Source organism: Clostridium saccharoperbutylacetonicum N1-4(HMT) (genome assembly GCF_000340885.1).
GTDB lineage: Bacteria > Bacillota > Clostridia > Clostridiales > Clostridiaceae > Clostridium > Clostridium saccharoperbutylacetonicum.
Map to the genome: position 1 here is coordinate 1,071,913 of NC_020291.1, position 24,052 is coordinate 1,095,964.

Consider the following 24,052-nt stretch of genomic DNA (forward strand, 5'->3'; position numbering starts at 1 on the left):
TTCAATTCACCATAGGGTACCCTTTCAGGGCATCAATGATCAATGTATATTGACTTCTTTTTGAAATTTTTGGATTTTGAATAATTCTTTTGTAACATGTATATTTTGATTATATTTTTGAAAGAGGTAAAGCATGGAATTAAGTAAAAGATTAACTTGGATTATTGAAAAGGTAGATAAAGTTCAAGTAATAATGGATATAGGAACTGATCATGGATATATTCCAATTTATTTAGTGAAAAATAATATTGCTCAAAAAGTTATTGCATCTGATATAAACAAAGATCCTTTAAAAAAAGCTAAGATTAATGCAGCTTTAGATGGTGTTTCAGATAAAGTAGATTTAAGACTTGGAGGCGGTTTGCAGCCTTTAAAAAATAATGAAGCACAAACTGTTATAATAGCTGGAATGGGTGGAAATCTAATTAGAGATATATTAGAAAATGACTTTGATAAAGTGAAAAAATTGGAATACTTAATACTTCAACCAGCCCAAAATCCTGAAGTGTTAAGAGAATATTTATATACAAATGATTATGAAATCCTTTATGAAGATATTTGTTTAGATGATAATAAGTACTATGAATTATTTAAAGTAAGATATAAAAAAGGTGATTATATTTCATTAGAAAATTTATTTTATGAAATTAGTCCATTAATGTTAAATAAAAAATTACCTTTGCTAAAAGCTTATATAGAAAGTAAAATAGAAAAAAATAAAAAGGTTATAGAATTTATTACTGATAGTACTGAGCATGCAATAATGAGACGGAATGAATTAAAAGACAAAAATGAAAAATTAGAAAAAATATTAAAAAATTTTTAGGGGGTGGAATCATTGACTAAGGTATTAGATATAGGAAATGAAATTGAAAAAGTTGCACCTAAATTTTTAAAGGAAGACTATGATAATGTTGGTTTAATGGTAGGAGATGAAGAAAAAGAAGTTAAAAAAGTTTTATTAGCTTTGGATTGTACAAAAGAAGTTATAGAGGAAGCAGTAGAACTAAATGCACAGTTAATAATATCTCACCATCCTTTACTTTTTAAAAAGCCTAAAAGTATAACTGCAGGCGATTTGCAAGGGGATAAGATTATAAAATTAATTCAAAAGGATATAGCACTTTATTCCTGTCATACGAATTTAGATAGTACTAAGGATGGAATTAATGATATTTTAGTGAGTATATTAGGATATAACTCATATAAAATAATAGAACCTACTGAATTTAAAAATTATCCAGGTGCAGGAACAGGAAGGCTTATAAAGTTTGAAGAAGAAATTTTATTAGATGAAATTGTACAAAATATTAAAAATAAATTGAATATAAAAAATATGAGAATTGTAAGAGGCAATAAAAAAGTTAAAACTCTAGCAATAATAAATGGAAGTGGAGGAGATTATTTTTATAAAGCAAAAAGCCTTGGAGCTGATTGCATAATCTCAGGAGATACAACTTATCATTTTGCTTCTGATTTTAAAGAAATGGGAATAAGTATAATTGATGCGGGTCACTTTGCGACTGAATTCCTTGCTTTTATAAATTCTTTAGAATTTTTGAAGGTTAAATTTAAGGATGTAGAATTTGTTCAATCTAAAAGGTGCAATGATCCCTTTGAATTTATATAGATACATAACGTAAGAATTAGACTTATGCAACAATTACCGAAATATGATACATTTATCTTCCACAGGACTAGTGAAATTTTCGCTGGAAGGTTCTAAATGTGGGCTTGTCGTCATTTCAGCGTGTTCCGAATATAAAAGCTCCAAGGAGAAAGTTCGTGTGTCCAAATATAAAATTTGGACACTTACTTTTCGGACAAGCTGTAAATGGAACAAGCCCACATTAATACCCTTCAACAGCTCAATTTCACATGCCTGCTCCAGAAAAAAATGTATCATATTTCTAGTGTAGTGTTAGGATTATAATTTCTCAATGATGCATGTATATTCCATTTATAAGTTTGATTCTTAAATTTGATATATATAAATTATACACCTTTAAAAAGAGCAGCTATGCTGCAATACGGATCAATTTTAAAAAGAGCAGCTATGCACCTATGAAAAGAGCAGCTATGCTGCAACATCGGAACTTACATTAGCAATTTTTTACTTGTTATTTATTTTCATATTCCTAATTTATTAGAATTATGCATATAATATTATTGTAATAATAATATGTGGTGTAGCATGAGTAGAAATGATGAAGATAATAAATCGGGAGAGGATTTTAAAAAAGAATTTGGACATTTTTTTAAACATAGCAAAAGAGCTGTAAGAAATTTTTTTAGGGGAGGAAGCTCAAAAAGAAGGACTTGGGGCTGGGGAAATGGATTTTCACCATTTTTCTTTAATAAAAATCCATTATTATGTTTGCTTTATCCTAAATTGATTGTGGCAGGAATAATATTATTGACACTATTATTTTGTGGTGTAAGTCTATATGGAATAATAATAATAATATTATTATTAGTGATATTTATATTAATATAGTAAAAAAATGCAATTTAGTTATTATAAAACATTTGCATATTAGTTAAAATTGTGTTAACATATAGTCTGCGAGTGAGACATGCAATCACTGCTAGACTTAGATCTAGGAGAGGAAAGTCCGAGCTCCATAGGGCAGGGTGCTGGATAACGTCCAGTCAAGGCGACTTGAAGGAAAGTGCAACAGAGATATACCGCCTAAGTTTTCTTAGGTAAGGGTGGAAAGGTGATGGTAAGAGCTCACCAGCGCGTTGGAGACTTCGCGGCTATGTAAACCCCACTTGGAGCAAGACCGAATAGAGAGGCATATGAGGGGCTGCCCGTCCCGCCTCTGGGTGCGTCGCTTGAGCTTACTGGTAACAGTAAGCCTAGATAGATGATTGCTTAGTACAGAACTCGGCTTATGGCTTATCTCGCAACAAGTAATTGCAAGGATTTGAGGAATACACTAGTTGTATTTTCACTTAAGTTTCCCTTGCTTTTTTTTGTTTATAAAGGATTTGGCAGGATATTTGCTGTTTGGAAATTTACATAAATTAGATTTAGTACGTAGAGTATAGTTTTTTTCTTATAATATTGATATAATGCAATAAATAAGGAGTAATATTATGGGGGTGGAAATTTGGATCCAATTAGTTTGATGAAATCAATGGCTTCTACATATACAAAAGTTGAACTTGAAATTTATAATAAATTGATGTCTGACCCAACTTTGATTATGGACAGTACAATTGTAGTACTTTCAGATCACCTTAAAGTATCAAATTCAGCAATAACAAGATTTTGTAAAAAGTTAGGGTATAAAGGATATGTAGAATTTAGATATGATTTTTCTAGTTACTTTAATAAAGAAGAAAAAGATAATGAAGAACATATTGTTAATAGAAGTATTACAACATATTTATCAGTTTTAAGCATTCTTGAAAATATCTTAGATGAACAAGAAATTAAAAAAATTGTATTGCAAATGAAGAATAGCAAGAATATTAGAGTAATAGGAATTGGATCATCAGGATTGGCAGCTAAATATTTAAGATATCGTATTTTTAAATATGGTAGAAATATTGAGGCATTAGATAATAAGTTTGAAATAGATGAAAGTTGTAGCTTAGCAGAAGAAGGTGATATGCTAATTGCTATAACTGATAGTGGAAGAAGTAAGGAAATTAATAAACAAGTTATAGAAGCTTATGAAAATGGAATAACGACTGTAATAATAACAACAAATGATGTAGCTCTTTTAAGAAATAAAGCTAATTTTTATTTTCAGCTACCATCTGTTGGACAATTTTATAGACCAGGTGCATATAATAATCAACCAGTGGTAATGGTATTTTTGGAGATTTTGATTAACTATTATGCCCAACATATCTCTTACGGGCAATGAAAATAAAAACACATTATCTATTAAATTTATTTTAATTATAGATTTAATAGATAATGTGTTTTTTATTTGGAGAAAGTAATGATTGTATAGCGTTTGAACGAAAAACAAACACTACAATAATACTATAAACACTAGCGCTAAAAGTACTAAAATATTAAAACACTACTGGATGGTGTTCAAACAGTATAAGAAATGTATATAAAAGATAAATGCTTCTTAAAAATATTTTCAAAAATAAAAATATTTTTAAGAAAAATTTTTAATATATAGTAATTGTGAAAAATATTGAAATTATGAAGCTTTTGAATAGTATTTAGGAAGATGAAATTATTTACATTATAATATTTTATAATTTTTTTTCAGTGTTTGGCATTTGGATTGCTTTGTATAATATTCGCAAATGAAAAATAAAAAGTGGAGGAGAGCGCAATGGAAGAATTAGAAATGGCAATTATGAACATTATTGTTAATGCAGGAGATTGTAAAAATCATGCGTATATGGCTCTTAACTATGTAAATGAAGGGACTTATGAAGAAGCTGAAAAAGAAATGCAATTAGCAAATGATGCGTTAGCATTAGCTCATGATGGACAAACAATGTTTCTTCATAAAGAAGCAAATGGTGAAAAAATAAATATTTCAGTTTTATTTGTTCATGCACAGGACCATTTGATGACAGCAATAACGGAGAAGAATTTAATTGAACAAATAATTGAATTGAGAAGAGTAATAAATAAATTAAATTTAAAGGAGAATTAAACTATGAAATTTTCTAAAGACTTTCTATTTGGAGCAGCATCTGCTTCATATCAAGTAGAAGGAGCATACAATGAGGATGGAAAAGGTATATCGAATTGGGATGTATTCTCCAAGATACCAGGAAAAACTTTTGAAGGAACTAATGGTGATGTGGCTGTAGACCATTATCACAGATATAAAGAAGATATAAAACTTATGGCGGAAATTGGATTAGAATCATATAGATTTTCTGTTTCTTGGCCTAGAATAATTCCAAATGGTGATGGAGAAATAAATCAAAAAGGAATTGAATTTTATAACAATATAATAGATGAATGCTTAAAGTATGGAATAGTTCCCTTTGTAACCTTATATCATTGGGATATGCCTAATAACTTAGAGGAAGAAGGAGGATGGACTAATAAGAAAACTATTGATGCCTTTGTAAAGTACGCAGATATATGTTTTGATGCATTTGGGGATAGGGTAAAGCATTGGATAACCTTTAATGAAACTGTTGTTTTTGCAGCATTAGGATATTTAGCCGGAGCACACCCACCAGGTATTAAAAATAACCCTAAAAAGTATTTTCAAGTCACTCATAATGTTTTTACAGCCCATGCTAAAGCAGTACAAAACTATAAAGAAATGAAGCAATTTGGTGAAATAGGAATAACTCATGTATTTTCTCCTGCCTTTAGTGTAGATGATGCAGAAGAGAATATAAAAGCAACATACCATGCTAATCAACATGATATAAATTGGTATTATGATCCAGTATTAAAAGGAAATTATCCAGAATATGTAGTAAAACAATTAGAAAAAAATGATTGGACGCCAGATTGGACAGAGGCTGAACTGTCAGTGATTAAGGAAGCAGCGCCTAAAAATGATTTTATAGGTCTTAATTATTATCAGCCAAAAAGAGTTGCTAAAAATGACATACAAAATGAAAATAGTGAAAGAAGTAGAGAAAATTCTACTGGAGCTCCAGGTAATGCTTCGTTTGATGGTGTTTACAAAACAGTAATGATGGAGGATAAGACCTATACAAAATGGGGATGGGAGATTGCTCCAGATGCATTTTTAGATGGACTTAGGATGTTAAAAGAAAGTTATGGGGATATAAAAATGTATATTACAGAAAATGGTTTAGGAGATGAGGATCCTATTATTGAAGGTGAAATAGTAGATATTCCAAGAATAAAATATATTGAATCCCATTTAAAAGCTGTAAAAAAGGCTATTGAAGAAAATATAAATCTTAAGGGCTATTATGCATGGTCTGCAATCGATTTATTAAGTTGGTTAAATGGATTTAAAAAGCAATATGGATTTATATATGTAGATCATAAAAATAATTTAAATAGAAAGATTAAATTATCAGGTTACTGGTATAAAAAGATAATAGAAGAGAGAGGCGAAAATCTTTAATCAAACAAGACTTATTTAGTTTACAGATCTATTATTAACTTTATAAAGCGCGCTATGAAGTTATATGTGATTTGAAACATTAAGTATATATAATTAACTTTAGGAGGAATTATTATGTCATCATTTCAAGACAATTTAAATGAAAAAGTAATACCTGTTGTTATGAAGTTTGTTAATTTAAAAGGAGTTATTGCATTAAAGGATGGTATTTTATTTACATTACCATTAACATTAATAGGTTCAGTATTTCTACTACTAGCACAATTACCATATCAACCTTTAAATGATTGGTTAGCAGTGACATTAGGGGCAGGATGGACAGACCCATTATGGAAAGCATTTGGAGCTACTTTTAATATAATTGCACTTATGGGAACAATGGGAATAGCTTATATTTATGCTAAAAATGAAGGACATGAACCTTTTTCAGCAGGTGTAATAGCCTTTGTTGTTTTTGTACTAACAACTAGTTCTTCAGTAATAACTAAAGGTGGAGAAACAGTAGGAGATGTTATACCAACAGCATGGTGTGGTGGAAAAGGAATGGTAACTGCAATTATAATAGGATTAATAGTAGGTGCAGTTTATTCATGGTTTATGGAAAAGAAGATAACAATTAAAATGCCTGCAGGTGTACCTCAAGGGGTTGCTAACTCATTCGCAGCATTAATTCCAGCAGCAGTTATAATACTTGGAGCAACCGTAGTCTTTTCAATATTCCATTGGGGACTACAAACAACATTAATTGAGTTTATATATAAAGTAATACAAACACCGTTACAAGGTATGACAGATTCATTGGGTGGAGTATTATTTATGGGATTTGCCATTCCATTTTTATGGTGGTTTGGAGTTCATGGTTCAACAATTGTAGGTGGTATAATGGGAAGTCTATTAACATCAAATACATTAGATAATGCAGCTATAGTTACAAGTGGAAAAGAGTTAACAGTAGCAAATGGTGCTCATATAGTAACTCAACAGTTTTTAGATCAATTTATGACAGTAACAGGAGCTGGTATGACAATAGGTCTTGTAACAGCCATGTTAATATTCTCAAAATCAGCTCAATGTAAACAATTAGGTAAGCTAGCAATTTTACCAGCAGTATTTAATATAAATGAACCAATCACCTTTGGAACACCAATAGTAATGAATCCATTTATGGCATTACCATTTATCATTACACCAATGTTATCAGGATTGATTCTTTATTTTGCAATAGCAACTGGTATAGTACCACCATTTGGTGGAGTAATGGTTCCATGGACAACTCCTCCAATAATTTCAGGACTTTTAGTAGGTGGAGTTAGAACTGCAATATTACAATTCTTAGTTTTAGTAATGTCATTTTTCATATATCTTCCATTCTTTAAGAAGTTAGATGCTATGAATTATAAGAATGAACAAGCAGCTCAAAGTGCTGAAGGTGTTCACGCATAAAAAGTATTAGTTAATTAAAATTATAATCTCAACTATGATTGATTCACAAATATAAAAAATGTCCTTCTATAAAAGCATTTATAGAAGGATTTTTTATTTATTACTAAAAGTATTTTTAATTTTAATTAAGATTTTTTGAGAAGTAGGAGCAATATATCTTTTCTTTGGATGTTTATCTTCAACTGCTTTAATATATTCATTAATAATAGAATTTATATTAGTAGATTCAGTAAGCTTAAAGTATGTATACTGCTTTTTTTCAAGTTGTTGTATACAATTCTTAAAGTAAGAATCAATTTTCATCCAGCCAAACTGCTTAGCTATATTTTTTTGGTTAAATCCTGTTGCATAACTTCCTGGTTCAATTAATATAACAGGAATATTAACATCATGTAGTACTTGCAATTCTTCATTCAAAGAAGGGACTATGGCTTCAAGTGCAAATTTAGTTGCGCAATAAGGGGATAAGAATGGTAAGGGGGAACGTCCTGCTAAGGAGGACAAAAAAATTATTCGTCCTTCTTTATTAGAAATCATTTGCTTTAAAACAAGCTGAGTTAAATCAATTGGACCAAAAACATTAGTTTCAAATACCTCTCTATATTTATTAATATCTATTTCAGCTACTGAACCAGAATCTCCAATTGCAGCATTATTTATTAATACATCAATTTTTAATTTAAGTACCTTCATTTTATCATTCTTGCATAGCACATCTAATTTAAAACTTTCAAGGGGAAGATTATAACGTTTATTTAGAGAGTTTAACTTGTTTGCCTGCTCTTCAGTATGCGTCGTTGCATATACATAGTGTCCTCTATTAGCTAAAGCAATTGCTGCTTCAAATCCAAGGCCAGAACCACAGCCAGTAATTAATATTTTTTTCAAGCTATCACCTCAATTTATTTTCTAAAGATATCCAAAGAGAGAATTAGACTTATGCAACAATTACCGAAATCAGATGCATTTATCTTCCACAGGACTAGTGAAATTTTCGCTGTAAGGTTCTAAATGACGGCTTGTCGTCATTTCAGCGTGTTCCAGATGTAAAATCTAGACAAGCTGAAATGAAACAAGCCCCCATTAAGAACCATCATCAGCTCAATTTCACATGCCTGCTTCCAGAAAAATGTATCTGATTTCTAGTGTAGTGTCACGATTATAATTTCTCAATGATGCATGTATATTCCGTTTATAAGTTTGATTCTTAAATTGGATATCTATAGTTACTAGATAACAGTGATGAATTAGAATTATATTTTCCAATTAATAAATAATTATTCTTTATTCAATTACAAAATTTTTGTGATTTGTTATCTATCATTCTTTTAATCAAAATAAACTATGCTTTTTATATAGAAGAAAAACAGTGAATAGATAATTGATTAATGGAAAAAATAGAAAATAGTTAAGCTTGCAAAGATTGTTAATGAATATGTATATGGAATAGAGGGAGGTAAAGGCACTTGGCTGAAACAAATGGAATTGGGGTAAGTATACCTAGAAAGGAAGCCTTTGATAAAGTAACAGGAAAGGCAAAGTATACAGATGATTTGATTCAGACTGGAATATTACATGCAAAAATACTTACGAGTCGATATGCTCATGCAAAAATTAAATCAATAGATATATCAGAAGCTCAGAAAGCATTAGGTGTTCAAGCTGTAATTACAGGGGACTATTGTCCAGTACTTTGTGGAACAATGATAGAGGATAGACCTCCAATAGCAATCGATAAGGTTCGTTATTATGGTGAACCAGTTGCAGTAGTAGTTGCAAATAGTGAACAGAATGCAATGAAGGCTTTAAAATTAATAAAAGTAGAATATGAACCATTAACTGTTATTAACTCAGTGAGTGATGCAGTAAAAGCAGATGCTGTTCTTATTCATGAAAAGTTAAGCAGTTATAAACATGCAGTTCAGGAAGTGTACCCAGAAGAAAATACAAATATTTCTCATAGAATAAAAATAAGAAAAGGGGACTTAAGAAAAGGATGGGAAGAAAGTGAAGTTGCAGTGTGTGAAAAATTTTCACTTCCACAATCAGATCATGCAGCAATGGAAACCAGAAGTGCTAAAGCAGAAATTATGCCAGATGGAAGAGTTATAATTTACACTTCTTCACAAGCTCCTTATTCAGTAAAAAAATTATTGAGTAAATATTATAATATCCCAGAAGGAAATATAATTGTTAAAGTTCCATTTGTAGGAGGAGGTTTTGGAGGCAAAGCTCCAATGCAGTTGGAGATAATAGCATATCTTGCAGCAAAGGCCGTTAATGGAAAAACTGTAAAAATAGCAAATTCAAGAGAAGAAGATATAAAAACTTCACCCTGCAAAATAGGAGTTGAAGCAAATTTAAAATTAGGTGCCACAAAAGATGGAATTATTACAGTTCTTGAAGCAAATTATATGGTTGATGGAGGAGCTTATGCGGATATTGGGCCACGTATGGCTAAAGCTGTAGCTGTAGATTGTTCAGGTCCATATAATATTGATAATATATGGTGTGATTCAATATGTGTATATACAAATCATACCTATGCTACTTCTTATCGTGGTTTTGGTCATGCAGAATATACTTTTTGCATGGAGAGAATGATGGATAGATTAGCAAAGAAACTTAATATGGATCCATTAGAGTTGAGAATTAAAAATGCCATAATACCTGGTCAATATACTCCGACGCAAGTAAAGACAAGTGAAAGTAACATAGGAAGTTTATTAGGTTGCATTAATAAATTAAAGGAACTAGCTAAATGGGATGAAGGTCAAATAACAAAAACAGAAGAAGGAATGATTAAAGCGAAGGGGATAGGCTGCTTTTGGAAAACATCTAATTCACCTACTAATGCTGTATCTGGAGTTTTAATTACATTTAATACAGATGGAAGTATAAATCTTAATAGTGGAGCAGTTGAAATTGGTCAAGGAACTAAAACGACATTAGCACAGATTCTTGCTGAAAAATTGAAAATGGATGTAGGCAAAATTCATTTATTTATGGGAGTAGATACTCAAGTTTCTCCAGAACATTGGAAAACTGTTGCAAGTATGACCACATTTATGGCAGGAAGAGCAGTAATAAGAGCAGCAGAAGATCTTATAAGGCAATTAAAAAGTTTGGCTGCTACTATTATGAAATCTCCACCTGAAGATTTGGAAGTTGAAAATGAAAAGGTCTATTTAAAGCAAAATCCAGAGATATATGTTTCATTTAAAGATTTAGTTAGAGGACATCAAGAAGCAAATGGCCTTGCTGTGGAAGGACAGATACTTGGACGTGGCAGTTATATAATGAGTCATATCACTGGTTTAGATAAGGAAAGTGGAAAAGGCAAACCAGGACCAGCTTGGACTGTAGGAGTTCAGGGAGTTGAAATTGAATATGATCCTAAAACTTATACCTATAGACTTATAAAAGCAATTACTGTTATAGATGCGGGTAAATTGATTAATCCAAAGACTTCAAGAGGATTAGTAATGGGAGGAATAAATATGGGATTTGGGTTAGCCACTAGAGAAGTTTTTATATATGATAGCAATGCTATACTTCAAAATACAACTTTTCGTACATATAAGCCAATGAGATTTGGTGAAAATCCAGAATATATAATTGATTTTATTGAAACACCACAAATTGATGCGCCATTTGGAGCACGTGGATTTGCTGAACATGGCATAATAGCAATACCAGCAGCATTTGCAAATGCAATTTCCATTGCAGCAGAACATGAATTTAATAGTTTACCTATAACTCCAGAAGTCATTTGGAAGGCTAAGACAGGAGGAAAATATGATACCCTTTGATTTTGAATATTATAAACCAGAAACGGTAGAAGAGACTGTTAATCTTTATAAAGAATTAAATAATAAAGGAAAGAAACCATTATATTATGGTGGCGGCACAGAGATAATAAGTATGGCAAGAGCTTATAACATATATACAGAAGCAGTAATTGATATAAAAGGCATTGCGGAATGTAATGTTATGGAGTTAGATGAAAATAAACTTATTATAGGAGCTGCCGTCACTCTTACTCAAATAGCAGAAGCAAATTTATTTCCTTTGCTTAGTCTAACGGTTAAAAGAATTGCAGATCATACAATTCAAGATAAAATTACTCTTGGAGGAAATATAGCAGGTACAATTATATATAGGGAATCTGTACTTCCACTTTTAATCTGTAACAGTCAGGTAGTTATAGCAGGACTAAGTGGTAGAAAGCAAGTTGCGTTTAAAGATATATTTGATAAAAGAATAAAGATAGATCCAGGGGAATTTATCGTAAAGGTAATAGTAGAAGACAAGTACCTTAATTTAGAGCATTTACATGTAAAAAGAACTAAAAATGATAAGATTGATTATCCATTAATAACCCTTGCAGCAATTAAAGATGATGAGAAAATAAATATAGCTTTTAGTGGAGTTTGTGATTATCCATTTAGATCTTCTGTAATTGAAAATTATTTGAATGATAAAAGTTTATCTGTGAATGAAAGAATTAATAATATTATCTGTAATATGCCAGTCTTAATACTAAATGATTTATCTGGTTCAGCTGAATATAGAAAATTTATGCTTCAAAAAATGCTTTTAGAAGTATTAGAGAAAATGGAGGAAGATTAAGTGGTTAATATTCTAGGTAAAACTATAATGACGTTGAATATAAATGGAGAAAATAAGGAAGTTGCAGCAAAACCATCAGATATATTGCTAAATACTCTTAGGAATGAATTAGGACTTACAGGGGCTAAACCAAGCTGTGAAAATGGAGATTGTGGTTCGTGCACTATTCTCGTTGATGGATGGCCAATAAAGTCATGTTTAATGCTTACGGTGGAGGCAATTGGGAAAAAAATAATGACAGTTGAAGGGTTAGAAGATGCTCCAATACAAAAGGCCTTTGTAGAAAAATGGGGATTTCAATGTGGGTATTGTACCTCAGGCTTTTTAATGGTCTGTCATGCTTTAGCTAATATACATCCAGATGCAAATGATTATGTAATACAAGAATGGCTCCAATCGAATATTTGTAGATGTACTGGTTATGAAGAAATAAAAAATGCAATTAAATCAATCATGTAACAAAAGTTACAGACTTAAAATTAGAAAATCAATATAATAAGGCTATAGAACATAAACATATAATATTTAAATTAATTAACGTAAATATAAGCATAAGATAAAGTAAATTTATAACTACAATTAAGTAAAGGAGAGGATTAATAATGATAACTAAAGACTTAACAATTGGAGAAATATTAAGAATAAAGGAAGATGCAGCTCAAATCTTAATGAGTTTTGGAATGGGATGTGTTGGATGCCCTTCTTCTCAAGCAGAAACAATTGAAGATGCTTCACAAGTACATGGATTAAATTTAGAAGACTTATTAGTTGCACTAAATAAATAATTTATAAAGAAAATAGCTATAGCATATGTTGTTATAGCTATTTTTTATAGAATAATATTTTAATTTTGGAAATAGGGAGGAAAAGGTAATATGGGAAGGTACGAAGAGCAGAGAAAATTTCTAAAATCTAACTTTAATGAATTTAAGAACATAAAAACAGATAAAATGAAAGGAATATCACAACCAGATGCTACAAAGCCATATGATAAATTGTGTGAAGTTGTTGCTTTACCACAAGTAAATATGGAGGTTTTAAAAAATCCAAATATCTACAAATGTATTGCTGAAAGAAGAAGTACGAGATTTTATTCTGATGAAGCTATGAGTATTGAAGAATTATCATATTTATTATGGGCAACTCAAGGAATTACTGGTACAAATAAAGTAGGACTTATTTTAAGAACAGTTCCATGTAGCGGTGCTACACATTCTTTTGAAACATATTTATTCATTATGAATGTAGAAGGAATAAAAAAAGGAGTATATAGATATGATCCAATAGAGCACAGACTTTTATTTATATTTGAATCAGAAGGAATAGATTCTAAAATAGATGCAATCACTCTTGACCAACCTTTTGTGCCTAATTTTGCTAAAAAAGCAGCAGTTATATTTGCATGGAGCACAACACCATATCGTTCTGAGTGGAAATTTGATATTACGGCTCATAAAAAAATTCTAATAGATATAGGACATGTATGTCAAAATCTTTATCTAGCAAGTGAATCTGTTGGTGCTGGAACTTGTGCTATAGGTATATATGATCAAAAAATGATAGATGAACTTTTAGAGCTTGATGGCGATGAAGAGTTTGTTATATATCTTGCTGCAGTAGGGAAAAAATTAAAATAATTTAATTATAAAACGGCTTTTGGCTATAAGACGGTGAAAAATACCGTCTTTATTTTTTTTTTTGTAACCATTGTTACAGAATAAATCATAGTGTTTTAGTAATATAAAAGCATAGCGAAGAGCTGATTAATAAAATTAAAATAAGTTAGAATATATATTTAAAATTGAAAGGTGGAATTATTAAATGTCAATGTTTTGTTATCAATGTCAAGAAACAGCTGGATGTAAGGGCTGTACTAAGGTAGGGGTTTGCGGTAAAGATGAAAATGTAGCAAAAGCTCAAGATTTATTAATATATGTAACTAAAGGATTAGCTATTGTAAGCAATGAAGGAAGAAAAGTTGGAGTTAAAGATAGTAAAGTTGATAAATTTATAGTAGAAAATTTATTTACAACAATTACAAATGCTAATTTTGATAGAGATTCTATTTTAGACAGAGTAAAAGAAACTTTAAATATAAGAGAAGTTTTAAAAGCTAAAGTAATTAGTTCTGGTGGAAAAGTTGGAGAAGTAAAATTAACTGGTGGTTTCTTCAAGAAGATGTTTGGAATGCAGACTACTGAAATGATTATGCCAGAAGCAGCAGCTTGGACAGCTGATAATACCATAGAATTTGATGCAAAAGCTGAAAAAGTTGGTGTGCTTGCAACAGAAAATGAAGATATACGAAGCTTAAGAGAACTTATCACTTACGGATTAAAGGGATTATCTGCTTATATGAAGCATGCAATGAATTTAAAATATGATAATGATGAAGTTCATGCATTTATGGCAAAAGCCTTAGCAGCTACAATAGATGATACTTTAACTGTTGATAATTTAGTAGCGTTAGCTTTAGAAGCTGGTAAGTTTGGTGTAGATGGTATGGCATTACTTGATAAAGCTAATACTGAAACTTATGGACATCCTGAAATAACAACTGTTGATATTGGTGTTAGAACTAACCCAGGAATATTAATTTCAGGACATGATTTAAAAGATTTAGAAATGTTACTTGAGCAAACAAAAGGAACAGGGGTAGATGTTTATACTCATGGTGAAATGCTTGCAGGACAATATTATCCAAAATTTAAGAAGTACGAACATTTTGCAGGAAACTATGGAAATGCATGGTGGAAACAAAAAGAAGAATTTGAAAAATTCAATGGACCAATTGTTATGACTACAAATTGTATAGTTATACCAAAGGATTCTTACAAAAATAGATTATTTACAACAGGTGCTACAGGAATGCCAGGATGTGCTCATATAGAAGCTAAAGCAGATGGAACAAAAGATTTCTCTAAAGTTATAGAAATGGCTAAGAAGTGCAAGGCACCTACAGAGATTGAAAAAGGACAAATAGTTGGTGGATTTGCTCACAATCAAGTATTAGCTTTAGCTGATAAAGTTGTAGATGCTGTTAAAACTGGTGCTATAAAGAGATTCTTTGTAATGGCAGGTTGCGATGGAAGAGCAAAATCAAGAGATTACTACACAGAATTTGCACAAAAGTTACCAATGGATACAGTTATATTAACAGCAGGTTGTGCAAAATATAAATATAATAAATTAAACTTAGGTGATATTGGAGGAATTCCAAGAGTATTAGATGCAGGACAATGTAATGATTCATATTCATTAGTTGTTATAGCACTTAAGCTTCAAGAAGTATTTGGATTAAAGAGTGTTAATGAATTACCTATATCATACAACATAGCTTGGTATGAACAAAAAGCTGTAATAGTATTATTATCATTATTACACTTAGGAGTTAAGAACATTCACTTAGGGCCAACACTTCCAGCCTTCCTTTCAGCAAATGTAGCTAAAGTATTAGTTGATAACTTTGGAATTGGTGGAATCACTAATGTAGAAGATGACATGAAAATGTTCATGGAAGCATAAGAGAATAATATTAATTAAAAATGCACCCTATTAATAACTAAAGTATTATTTATAATAAAGAATCCTAATTACGCTTGTAGTTAGGATTCATTTTAGAATTAGTTGAAAAATAATAAGGAGGAATTCAGATGTCTAATTTTGCAGCAACTGTAGATGTTAGAATATACGAACCAAAAGATAAAAGAACTACTATTTTAAAAACTTTTGAAAATATAAATATTGGTGAGACAATGGAATTGGTAAATGATCATGACCCACGTCCACTTTATGATCATTTTAATGTAAGGTTTCCAAATAAATTTGAGTGGAATTATTTAGAGCAGGGTCCTGAACTTTGGAGGATTGGAATCACGAAGAAATAAACATTAAAAAGATAGTTATATATCATATTGAATTACAAGAAACTTAAAGAGTTTTGTGATTCAATATGATTTTTTTATTATATCAGAATTTCAATCATCAAATAATTAATATGAAAATATAAATAGTATTGAAGCTAATTAATATTAGGAGATAAATATGTCTACTTCACGTGAATGTAAGTTTTATTACGATCCCAATACAGCAAATTACTTAATAGAATATAAAGGGAATTTTAAAGAAAGAATAGATAAAATAACTTATGCTTGTGGGGATACAATTACAGACACAATAGGAGTAGTATCAGTAAAAGCTAAAGATTTTGATAGACTCTTAAAGGAAGTGCCAGAAATTGTTTTTTTTGATTTTAGAATTATGTATGTATTACAAGATATTTCGCCAATATCTGTAGATAACATAAATAATATTAAAATTAATCCATATTTAAATTTAACCGGAAGAGGTGTATTGGTTGGAATAGTGGATACTGGTATAGACTATTTAAATGAGGAGTTTATAAGAGAAGATGATACATCAAGGGTAATAAGCATATGGGATCAAAGCATTTCAAATAGCTCTGATAAGACAGTATATATTGGACAGACATATTCAAATGAACAAATAAATAATGCGATTATTGCACGCAGAAATAATAATGATCCATATGCAATTGTACCTTCTAGAGATGAAGTTGGTCATGGGACTAAAGCAGCTGGAATTATAGGAGCAAGAGGATATAATAAAGGCTTCCAAGGAATAGCACAAGACTGTGATTTTGTAATAGTGAAACTTGTTGAATCTGCCAATTTTAAAAGACAGTTGACAGAGAATGGACTGCAAAGTATTCCCGTATACAATGCTTCTGAAATTGTAGGTGGAATAGAGTATTTAAGAAGATTTGCAATGGAACGTAAACAACCTATGGTAATTTATCTTGGCGTCGGAAGTTCAGAAGGAAGTCATGATGGTACTAATTTAATTTCTAGATACGTTACATCTATAGGTAGCAGTAGAGGATTATGTTTTGTGGCTGGAGTTGGAAATGAAGGTGATTCCCAAGGACATGCATCTGGCTATATTAAAAATGTTGGAGATACCAAAGTAGTAGATTTAAGAGTATCAAAGGAAATGAAATATTTTTCTATGTATATATGGGTAAGAAGGCCTAATATTGCATCAATAAATGTAATATCACCAACTGGAGAAGCTTCAGCAATAATTCAAGCAAAAGTTAATAAAATAGCACCAGTAAAATTTGTATTTCTAGATACAGATATGATAGTCAGATATTATAATCCTGAACATTTCACTGGACATGAAGTGATTTTTATTGAATTTTCTAATATAAAACCAGGAATATGGAGATTTAGTTTAATAGGAAACTATATAACTAATGGAAGATATGATATATGGCTTTCTCCTAAAGGTACATTACCCGAAAATACAATATTTTTAGAATCTGATCCATATACTACATTAACAATGCCATCGGAAGCAGTTAATGTAATTACGGTAGCTTATTATGGAAATAACAATGCTTTAATTGCAGCTTCAGGGAAAGGTTTTAATACGAATAATTTAATTAATCCAGATATTGCAACAATAGGGGTAAATATAATAACAACAAAAGTTTTAGGCGGGACAACTACATTTTCAGGAAGCTCGGCAGCCTCAGCAGTAGTTACTGGAGCCTGTGCACTTTTATTGCAATGGGGCATTATTGATGGAAATGATAGAACTATATATACAAAAAAAGTGAGAAGTTATTTAATGTATGGTGCCAACAGAAATATATCTATAAAATATCCAAGCAGAGAAATTGGTTATGGAGATTTTGATTTGTTAGGAACTTTTAATACTATTGCTGGAACCTATAGGAGAAGTAGAGGCAATACAGAGAATTGTGATTATTTAAACAATGAGGTAAGTAAAGATTATCAATTTAAAGAATATTATATCAATGATCTATTTATAAGGATTCCTAAGGAAAGATATGGGGGAAGTTAAGTGAAGAATAATTTTAGAGCACCACAAAATTTATTTTCTGATCCAAATTATTATCATTATGTTGTTGAATATGAAGGAAATATAATTGAAGAAGTTACTAAAGTGCCAGGATATTATGTAACAATAATTAATGGAAAATATGCTATAGTATCGACAAACAAGGAAGTTCAATTAAACATTGAAGGTCAGATATTTACAACAATAGTATATGTTGCGCCTATCGATTTATTTACACTCCAAGAAAGTTCACCAGTTCAAGCATCACAAGCAGAATTTTTGCAATTAGAATTGCCTTTAAGATTGACAGGAAGAGGAGTAACTGTAGCAATAATAGATACAGGTATTGATTATTTAGAAGAAGAATTTATAAAAGAAAATGGAGAAACAAAAATTGAATATATTTGGGATCAAACAATAGAACCAATTCAAAAAAATGAACAGAGCATTGTCCCATTTGGAACAGTTTATAATAAAGATCAAATACAACAAGCAATAGCTGCATCTAGAAATGGACAATCTCCTTATGAAATTGTCCCTAGTAAAGATGAAGTTGGTCACGGGACAAACATGGCTGGGATAATTGGGGCACGAGGAAAAAATCCAAATTTAAAAGGCATGGTTCCAGATTGTGATTTTGTAGTCATAAAATTAATAGAATATATAACAATAATGAAACGATTTAATTTAATGGTTCCTACATATGATTTGTTTTCTATTTTTCCAGCAATAGAATTTTTATATAGATATTCATTAACTACCAATAAACCAATTGTGATATATTTTCCTCTTGGAAGTAACTTAGGAAGTCATAAGGGAAATGGAATTTTAGAGCAGTATATAGATTCTGTATCATCAAAGAGTGGAGTTGCTTTTGTTACAGGCTCGGGAAATCAAGGAGCAAGTGCTTGTCATGCTTCTGGAGTAATACCACAAGTGAATGATTCTAGAATAATACAAATGTATATATCACCAGAGCAAAAAAATAGTTTGATTCAAATTTGGGTTGATTCGCCTAATATAATGTCTTTGGAACTAGTATCACCCTCTGGAGAAAATACTGGGAAAATTAGAGTTTTGATTAATGGTGTAAATACCTATTCCTTTTTGTTTGAAAATACAACTATACTAATAAACTCATATTTTCCAGAAGAAATGACAGGAGATCAATCTTTTACTATTAGATTTCGAAATATAAAAGAAGGGATTTGGAAATTTAGATTAACGGGGGAATCAATTTTAGATGGAAAATTTAATTTATGGATGCCTCCAACAGGTTTAAGTATTGGAGGAACTGCATTTATTCCTTCTGATCCTTATGGAACAATTATGAATCCAGCAACATCAACCTACATACTTACTGCAGCAGCATATAACCAGAATAATAACACGGTTGTAGAATATTCTGGAATGGCATTTTTAGAAGATTATGTTGATAGAATAGATGTTGCAGCTGGTGGAGTTAATGCACTTACAGTAGCACCAAATAATACTACTGCCGTTGTTAATGGTACAAGTGTATCTGCTGCGGTGCTTGCTGGAGCATGTGCTATGCTGTTTCAATGGGGGATTGTTGAGGGGAATGATCCTAATATATACTCTCAAACTATAAAGACATACATTCAGAGAGGGGTTGATGAGAGAGGTGGGGAGGTTTATCCAAATCCACAGTGGGGATATGGACTATTAGATGTAGTAAAAATGTTTGAAAGTATGCTTTAGGATAAGTGAGGTTAAGACGTAGTTTTGAACTTCATTTTAACCTAATACAAGCTATATTTAATTCGATGATATATCTAGATGTCTTAGATATACTGCTTTTTATATTATTTCACAAAAAAGATAATAGAGTTTTGTAAATTCTCAGTATAGTATATAAATGATTGCATGTAGTAAAATAATTTTGTAGCAAAGATTAATGAAATATAAATTAAAGTTATATATATAAAGGGAGGAAGTAAGTATGGCAGATTTATCATTAAGACATATTTATAAAATTTATGAAGGAGATGTAACTGCAGTAAAAGATTTTAACCTAGAAATTGCAGATAAAGAATTTATAGTTTTTGTTGGACCATCAGGTTGTGGTAAGTCAACAACTTTAAGAATGATTGCAGGACTTGAAGAAATATCAAAAGGTGAATTATATATTGGCGGAAAACTTGTTAATGATGTAGAACCTAAAGAAAGAGATATAGCGATGGTATTCCAAAACTATGCGTTATATCCACATATGACAGTTTATGATAACATGGCTTTTGCTTTAAAATTAAGAAAAGCTCCAAAAGATGAAATAGATAAAAAAGTTAGAGAAGCAGCAAAGAGATTAGATATTGAACATTTATTAGAAAGAAAACCAAAGGCTTTATCAGGAGGTCAAAGACAAAGAGTTGCATTAGGACGTGCTATTGTCAGAGAACCAAAGGTATTCTTAATGGACGAGCCTTTATCAAATCTTGATGCAAAATTAAGAGTTCAAATGAGAACAGAAATTTCAAAACTTTACCAAAGTTTAGGAACAACATTTATTTACGTAACTCATGACCAAGTTGAAGCATTAACAATGGGTACTAGAATTGTAGTAATGAAAGATGGTATAATTCAACAAGTGGATACACCACTTAACATCTACAATACACCAACTAATTTATTTGTTGCAGGATTTATTGGAAGCCCTCAAATGAATTTAGTTACTGGTACAGTTGCAGAGAATGACGGAAAATTATATTGCAAATTTGAAGAAAATAATATATTATTACCTCAAGAAAAGGCAGCAATATTAAAAGAAAAAGGTTATGCTAATAAGGAAGTAGTATTTGGTATTAGACCAGAACATTTAGATGATAGTAAAGAGTTAATTGAAAGCAATCCTGCAGCAACATTGACTGGAGATGTAGAAGTTGTTGAACGTATGGGAGCTGAAAGTTATATTTACTTTAAATCAGGAAATAATAATATGACAGCAAGAGTTGATGGAAGTACTGAATGTGAACCTAAAGACAAAATTAAATTATTTGTAGAACATGAAAATATTCATGTATTTGACAAAGAAACAGAATTGAGAATATGTTAATATAAAGTGTAATTAAAAATAATTTTTTAGTTCGATTTTTATAGTCTAGCTAAATTAATTAAAAATGCACAATTCACAATGGATAATTGAAATATGTGAATTGTGCATTATGCATTAATAATTAAAAATAGAGGTGAAAATGTGTGAAGGGATTAGAAAAATATCTACAAGAAATATATGAAAACTGTGAAATACCTTTTGAAGTTTATGCAGATGATGAAATTGTATTTAAATCTCATCCCAATAATCTTAAAGGAGAATTACTGGAAAACAGATTTTCAATAGGATTAAAGAATTTTGTAATAGTAGTAGAACAAAGTTATAAAAATTCTATAAAGTTATTAGAGTTTTGTGTTAGAGATAAATATAAAGAGGATACAAATAAGAGAGAAAAAATTCTTAATCAATTGTTGCAAAAATTAAGCGTATCTAGAGATAAGATAAAAGAAATTATGCCTGAAATAAAAGATGATACATATTTAATTACGATTAATTTACAGGATAAACTAATCGAAGCTTTGGATGTGCTAAAAAATATATATAATGACATAGATGTTATTATTTTAAATTATGAAGATACTATAGTTTTAATAGGAGCTTTTGAGGATATAAATGAACATATTTCTAGTATAAGTGAAACAATATACGTTTCCCTTTATGAAAAATGTTATCTAAGTTATTCCCCTATTGAAGAATATGAAACTATACTTAATTTATATAATGAAAATGTTAATAAAATTAATTTAGCGAGAAAATATAATTTAACAACAATGGTATTTAGTCCTAATAGCCTTTTGTTTGAAGAAATTATGGATAAGTTAAATCAAGAAACAAAAGAAAAGATATTAAGTGACTTTGACAAAAGCTTTTCTAAATTAGACGACGATATGATTAAGACTATAGAAGTTTTCTTAAAACTAGATTTGAACTTGAGTGAAGCATCAAAAGGTTTATATGTTCACAGAAATACTTTAATTTACAGATTGGACAAAATAGAAAAGTATACTGGTTATGACATAAGAAAATTTAATGATGCAGTTTTATTTAAAATGGCATTTTTTATTTGGAAACAAAGAAATAAAATATAAGTTAGAATAAGTCCTTTTCAATAAAATATTAAAAATTTTATTGAAAAGGTTTTTTTTGTCGTATGAGAAATTAAGAATAGGTAAGTGATTAAAACACGAAAATAATAAAATATGGAAAAAATATTGTATAAATATTCTGAATTTGTTAAAATATTATTAAATTCAGACAAAATAAATTAGTTTATTTAAACATGATACGAATATAATATTATAAGTTTAAATAATAATAGTAAAATATTACCATAAGTATGAAAAATATATCCAGATACTTTGAAAATATAGTTATAGTATTTGGGCTTTTCTTTTTTGCATTGATTCAATAAATAAGTAATACAGATTTACTAGAAATTTTATTATTGGGTATTAAGGGTGGGAGGAATGAAAATGAAAAGAGGTAGTGGAATAATAATGCATATTGCATCATTACCAGGAAAATACGGGATTGGGACATTTGGAAAGGAAGCTTATGAGTTTGCAGATTTTTTAAAGAAAGCAGGACAAAGTTATTGGCAGATACTTCCGATTGGTCAAACAAGTTATGGTGATTCACCGTATCAATCATTTTCAGCATTTGCTGGAAATCCATATTTTATTGATTTTGATGTATTAGCTAGTAAAAAGTTGTTAAGGAAAAGTGACTATAATAAGCGGAAATTTGGAAATAATCAAAATAATATTTCTTATGAAACAATATTTATAGAAAAAATGAAAGTATTAAGATTAGCATATAAAAATTTTAAAAAGTATGATGATCAGAATTTTAATCATTTTCAAGAAGCAGAAGCTTTTTGGTTAGAGGATTATTCTTTTTTTATGGCTTTGAAAACTGAATTTGAGTTGAAGAGTTTTCAAACTTGGGAGAATGATATTAGGTTAAGAGTTGATAAGACTTTGGAAAATTATAAACAGTTGCTTGCAGATGAAATTGCTTTTTGGAAATTTATACAGTATGAATTTTTTAATCAATGGGATGAATTGAAAAAATATGTTAATAAATTGGGAATTAAAATTATAGGTGATATACCAATATATGTAGCAGAAGATAGTGCTGATTTATGGAGTAATCCTAAGTTATTTCAATTGGAAGAAGAGACCTTGATTCCAAAGAAGGTTGCGGGATGTCCTCCTGATGCATTTTCAGAAACAGGGCAGCTTTGGGGGAATCCCATTTATAATTGGGATTATCTCGAAGAGACTGAGTATAGGTGGTGGATAAGCAGGATTAAACATAGCCTAAAGCTATATGATGTAATTAGAATAGATCATTTTAGAGGTTTTGAGGCTTATTGGTCTATACCTTATGGTTCAGAAACAGCTCAAAATGGAGAATGGGTAAAGGGACCTGAGATGAAGTTGTTTGATGCAATAAAAAGTGAACTTGGAGATGTGAATATAATAGCAGAAGATTTAGGAATATTAACAAAAGCAACTAGAAAATTTAAAGATAAGACTGGCTTTCCAGGAATGAAAGTTTTAGCTTTTGCTTTTTCTGGTGGTAGCAAGAATTTATATTTACCACATAACTATGAGAAAAATTGTGTAGCCTATACAGGAACTCACGATAATGATACTGTACGAGGATGGGTTGAAACAACAGGAAGTAAGAAAGAAGTGCAAAATGCAATTAAATATTTAAAATTAACTGAAGAGGAGGGGGACAACTGGGGATTTATTAGAGGTGTATGGAGCAGTGTTGCAGATACTTCGATTGCACTTATGCAGGATTTTTTAAATCTTGGTAATGAAACGAGGATTAATTTGCCTTCTACTATAGGAAATAATTGGGTGTGGAGAATGGAAGAAGGCACACTTAGTGATGAATTAGCAAAAAAAATACGTAGAATGACTAAACTTTATGGAAGGTGTGAATAGTA

At 30.2% G+C, this 24,052-nt stretch carries 20 protein-coding genes and 1 other RNA gene; 20 read left to right on the forward strand and 1 reads right to left on the reverse strand.

Annotated elements, in window-relative coordinates:
• The first annotated feature begins 133 nt into the window (after positions 1–133).
• From CSPA_RS04710 to CSPA_RS04740, 8 genes are all read left to right on the forward strand, one after another.
• Positions 134–826 (forward strand): tRNA (adenine(22)-N(1))-methyltransferase, encoded by a 693-nt coding sequence (locus tag CSPA_RS04710; RefSeq protein ID WP_015391062.1) that lies wholly within the window; start codon positions 134–136, stop codon positions 824–826.
• Positions 827–838: 12 nt separating this feature from the next.
• Complete coding sequence (locus CSPA_RS04715; protein WP_015391063.1) at positions 839–1,630, forward strand: Nif3-like dinuclear metal center hexameric protein; 792 nt, start codon at positions 839–841, stop codon at positions 1,628–1,630.
• Between the two features lie 564 nt (positions 1,631–2,194).
• Complete coding sequence (locus CSPA_RS04720) at positions 2,195–2,497, forward strand: hypothetical protein (protein ID WP_015391064.1); 303 nt, start codon at positions 2,195–2,197, stop codon at positions 2,495–2,497.
• A 69-nt stretch (positions 2,498–2,566) separates the two neighbouring features.
• Positions 2,567–2,914, forward strand: an RNA gene (gene rnpB, locus CSPA_RS28990) — RNase P RNA component class A.
• Positions 2,915–3,116: 202 nt separating this feature from the next.
• Entirely contained in the window at positions 3,117–3,881 is a 765-nt protein-coding gene (locus tag CSPA_RS04725; RefSeq protein WP_015391065.1) for a MurR/RpiR family transcriptional regulator, read from the forward strand.
• Between the two features lie 429 nt (positions 3,882–4,310).
• Positions 4,311–4,640: a PTS lactose/cellobiose transporter subunit IIA gene (locus tag CSPA_RS04730; protein ID WP_015391066.1), complete on the forward strand. Its 330-nt coding sequence runs from the start codon at positions 4,311–4,313 to the stop codon at positions 4,638–4,640.
• A gap of 3 nt (positions 4,641–4,643) precedes the next feature.
• A complete protein-coding gene (locus CSPA_RS04735) occupies positions 4,644–6,053 on the forward strand; it encodes a GH1 family beta-glucosidase (protein WP_015391067.1) in 1,410 nt (469 codons plus the stop codon).
• Between the two features lie 114 nt (positions 6,054–6,167).
• The gene (locus tag CSPA_RS04740) at positions 6,168–7,496 is read left to right on the forward strand and encodes a PTS sugar transporter subunit IIC (RefSeq protein ID WP_015391068.1); all 1,329 of its coding nucleotides are present in this window, start codon (positions 6,168–6,170) and stop codon (positions 7,494–7,496) included.
• Positions 7,497–7,589: 93 nt separating this feature from the next.
• On the opposite strand, the gene CSPA_RS04745 is transcribed toward CSPA_RS04740, so the two are convergent.
• The gene (locus CSPA_RS04745; protein WP_015391069.1) at positions 7,590–8,384 is read right to left on the reverse strand and encodes an SDR family NAD(P)-dependent oxidoreductase; all 795 of its coding nucleotides are present in this window, start codon (positions 8,382–8,384) and stop codon (positions 7,590–7,592) included.
• A gap of 578 nt (positions 8,385–8,962) precedes the next feature.
• Here CSPA_RS04745 and CSPA_RS04750 point away from each other — a divergent pair.
• From CSPA_RS04750 to malQ, 12 genes are all read left to right on the forward strand, one after another.
• Positions 8,963–11,308, forward strand: coding sequence for a xanthine dehydrogenase family protein molybdopterin-binding subunit (locus CSPA_RS04750; RefSeq protein WP_015391070.1), 2,346 nt, complete (start codon positions 8,963–8,965; stop codon positions 11,306–11,308).
• On the forward strand, positions 11,295–12,128 hold the full coding sequence (locus CSPA_RS04755; protein ID WP_015391071.1) for an FAD binding domain-containing protein: 834 nt from the start codon (positions 11,295–11,297) through the stop codon (positions 12,126–12,128). The genes CSPA_RS04750 and CSPA_RS04755 overlap by 14 nt, the downstream gene beginning before the upstream one ends.
• The gene (locus tag CSPA_RS04760) at positions 12,129–12,587 is read left to right on the forward strand and encodes a (2Fe-2S)-binding protein (RefSeq protein WP_015391072.1); all 459 of its coding nucleotides are present in this window, start codon (positions 12,129–12,131) and stop codon (positions 12,585–12,587) included.
• A 143-nt stretch (positions 12,588–12,730) separates the two neighbouring features.
• On the forward strand, positions 12,731–12,913 hold the full coding sequence (locus CSPA_RS04765; RefSeq protein WP_015391073.1) for a DUF1858 domain-containing protein: 183 nt from the start codon (positions 12,731–12,733) through the stop codon (positions 12,911–12,913).
• A 90-nt stretch (positions 12,914–13,003) separates the two neighbouring features.
• Entirely contained in the window at positions 13,004–13,765 is a 762-nt protein-coding gene (locus CSPA_RS04770; protein ID WP_015391074.1) for a SagB/ThcOx family dehydrogenase, read from the forward strand.
• Positions 13,766–13,949: 184 nt separating this feature from the next.
• On the forward strand, positions 13,950–15,653 hold the full coding sequence (gene hcp, locus CSPA_RS04775; RefSeq protein ID WP_015391075.1) for a hydroxylamine reductase: 1,704 nt from the start codon (positions 13,950–13,952) through the stop codon (positions 15,651–15,653).
• Positions 15,654–15,781: 128 nt separating this feature from the next.
• Complete coding sequence (locus CSPA_RS04780) at positions 15,782–16,015, forward strand: DUF2249 domain-containing protein (RefSeq protein ID WP_015391076.1); 234 nt, start codon at positions 15,782–15,784, stop codon at positions 16,013–16,015.
• A gap of 157 nt (positions 16,016–16,172) precedes the next feature.
• Positions 16,173–18,020, forward strand: a complete 1,848-nt coding sequence (locus CSPA_RS04785; protein WP_015391077.1) for a S8 family peptidase — start codon at positions 16,173–16,175, stop codon at positions 18,018–18,020.
• Entirely contained in the window at positions 18,021–19,739 is a 1,719-nt protein-coding gene (locus CSPA_RS04790; protein ID WP_015391078.1) for a S8 family peptidase, read from the forward strand.
• A 241-nt stretch (positions 19,740–19,980) separates the two neighbouring features.
• Entirely contained in the window at positions 19,981–21,090 is a 1,110-nt protein-coding gene (locus CSPA_RS04795) for an ABC transporter ATP-binding protein (protein ID WP_015391079.1), read from the forward strand.
• Between the two features lie 143 nt (positions 21,091–21,233).
• A complete protein-coding gene (locus CSPA_RS04800; RefSeq protein WP_015391080.1) occupies positions 21,234–22,178 on the forward strand; it encodes a PucR family transcriptional regulator in 945 nt (314 codons plus the stop codon).
• A 384-nt stretch (positions 22,179–22,562) separates the two neighbouring features.
• On the forward strand, positions 22,563–24,050 hold the full coding sequence (malQ, locus tag CSPA_RS04805) for a 4-alpha-glucanotransferase (RefSeq protein ID WP_015391081.1): 1,488 nt from the start codon (positions 22,563–22,565) through the stop codon (positions 24,048–24,050).
• Positions 24,051–24,052 lie beyond the last annotated feature (2 nt).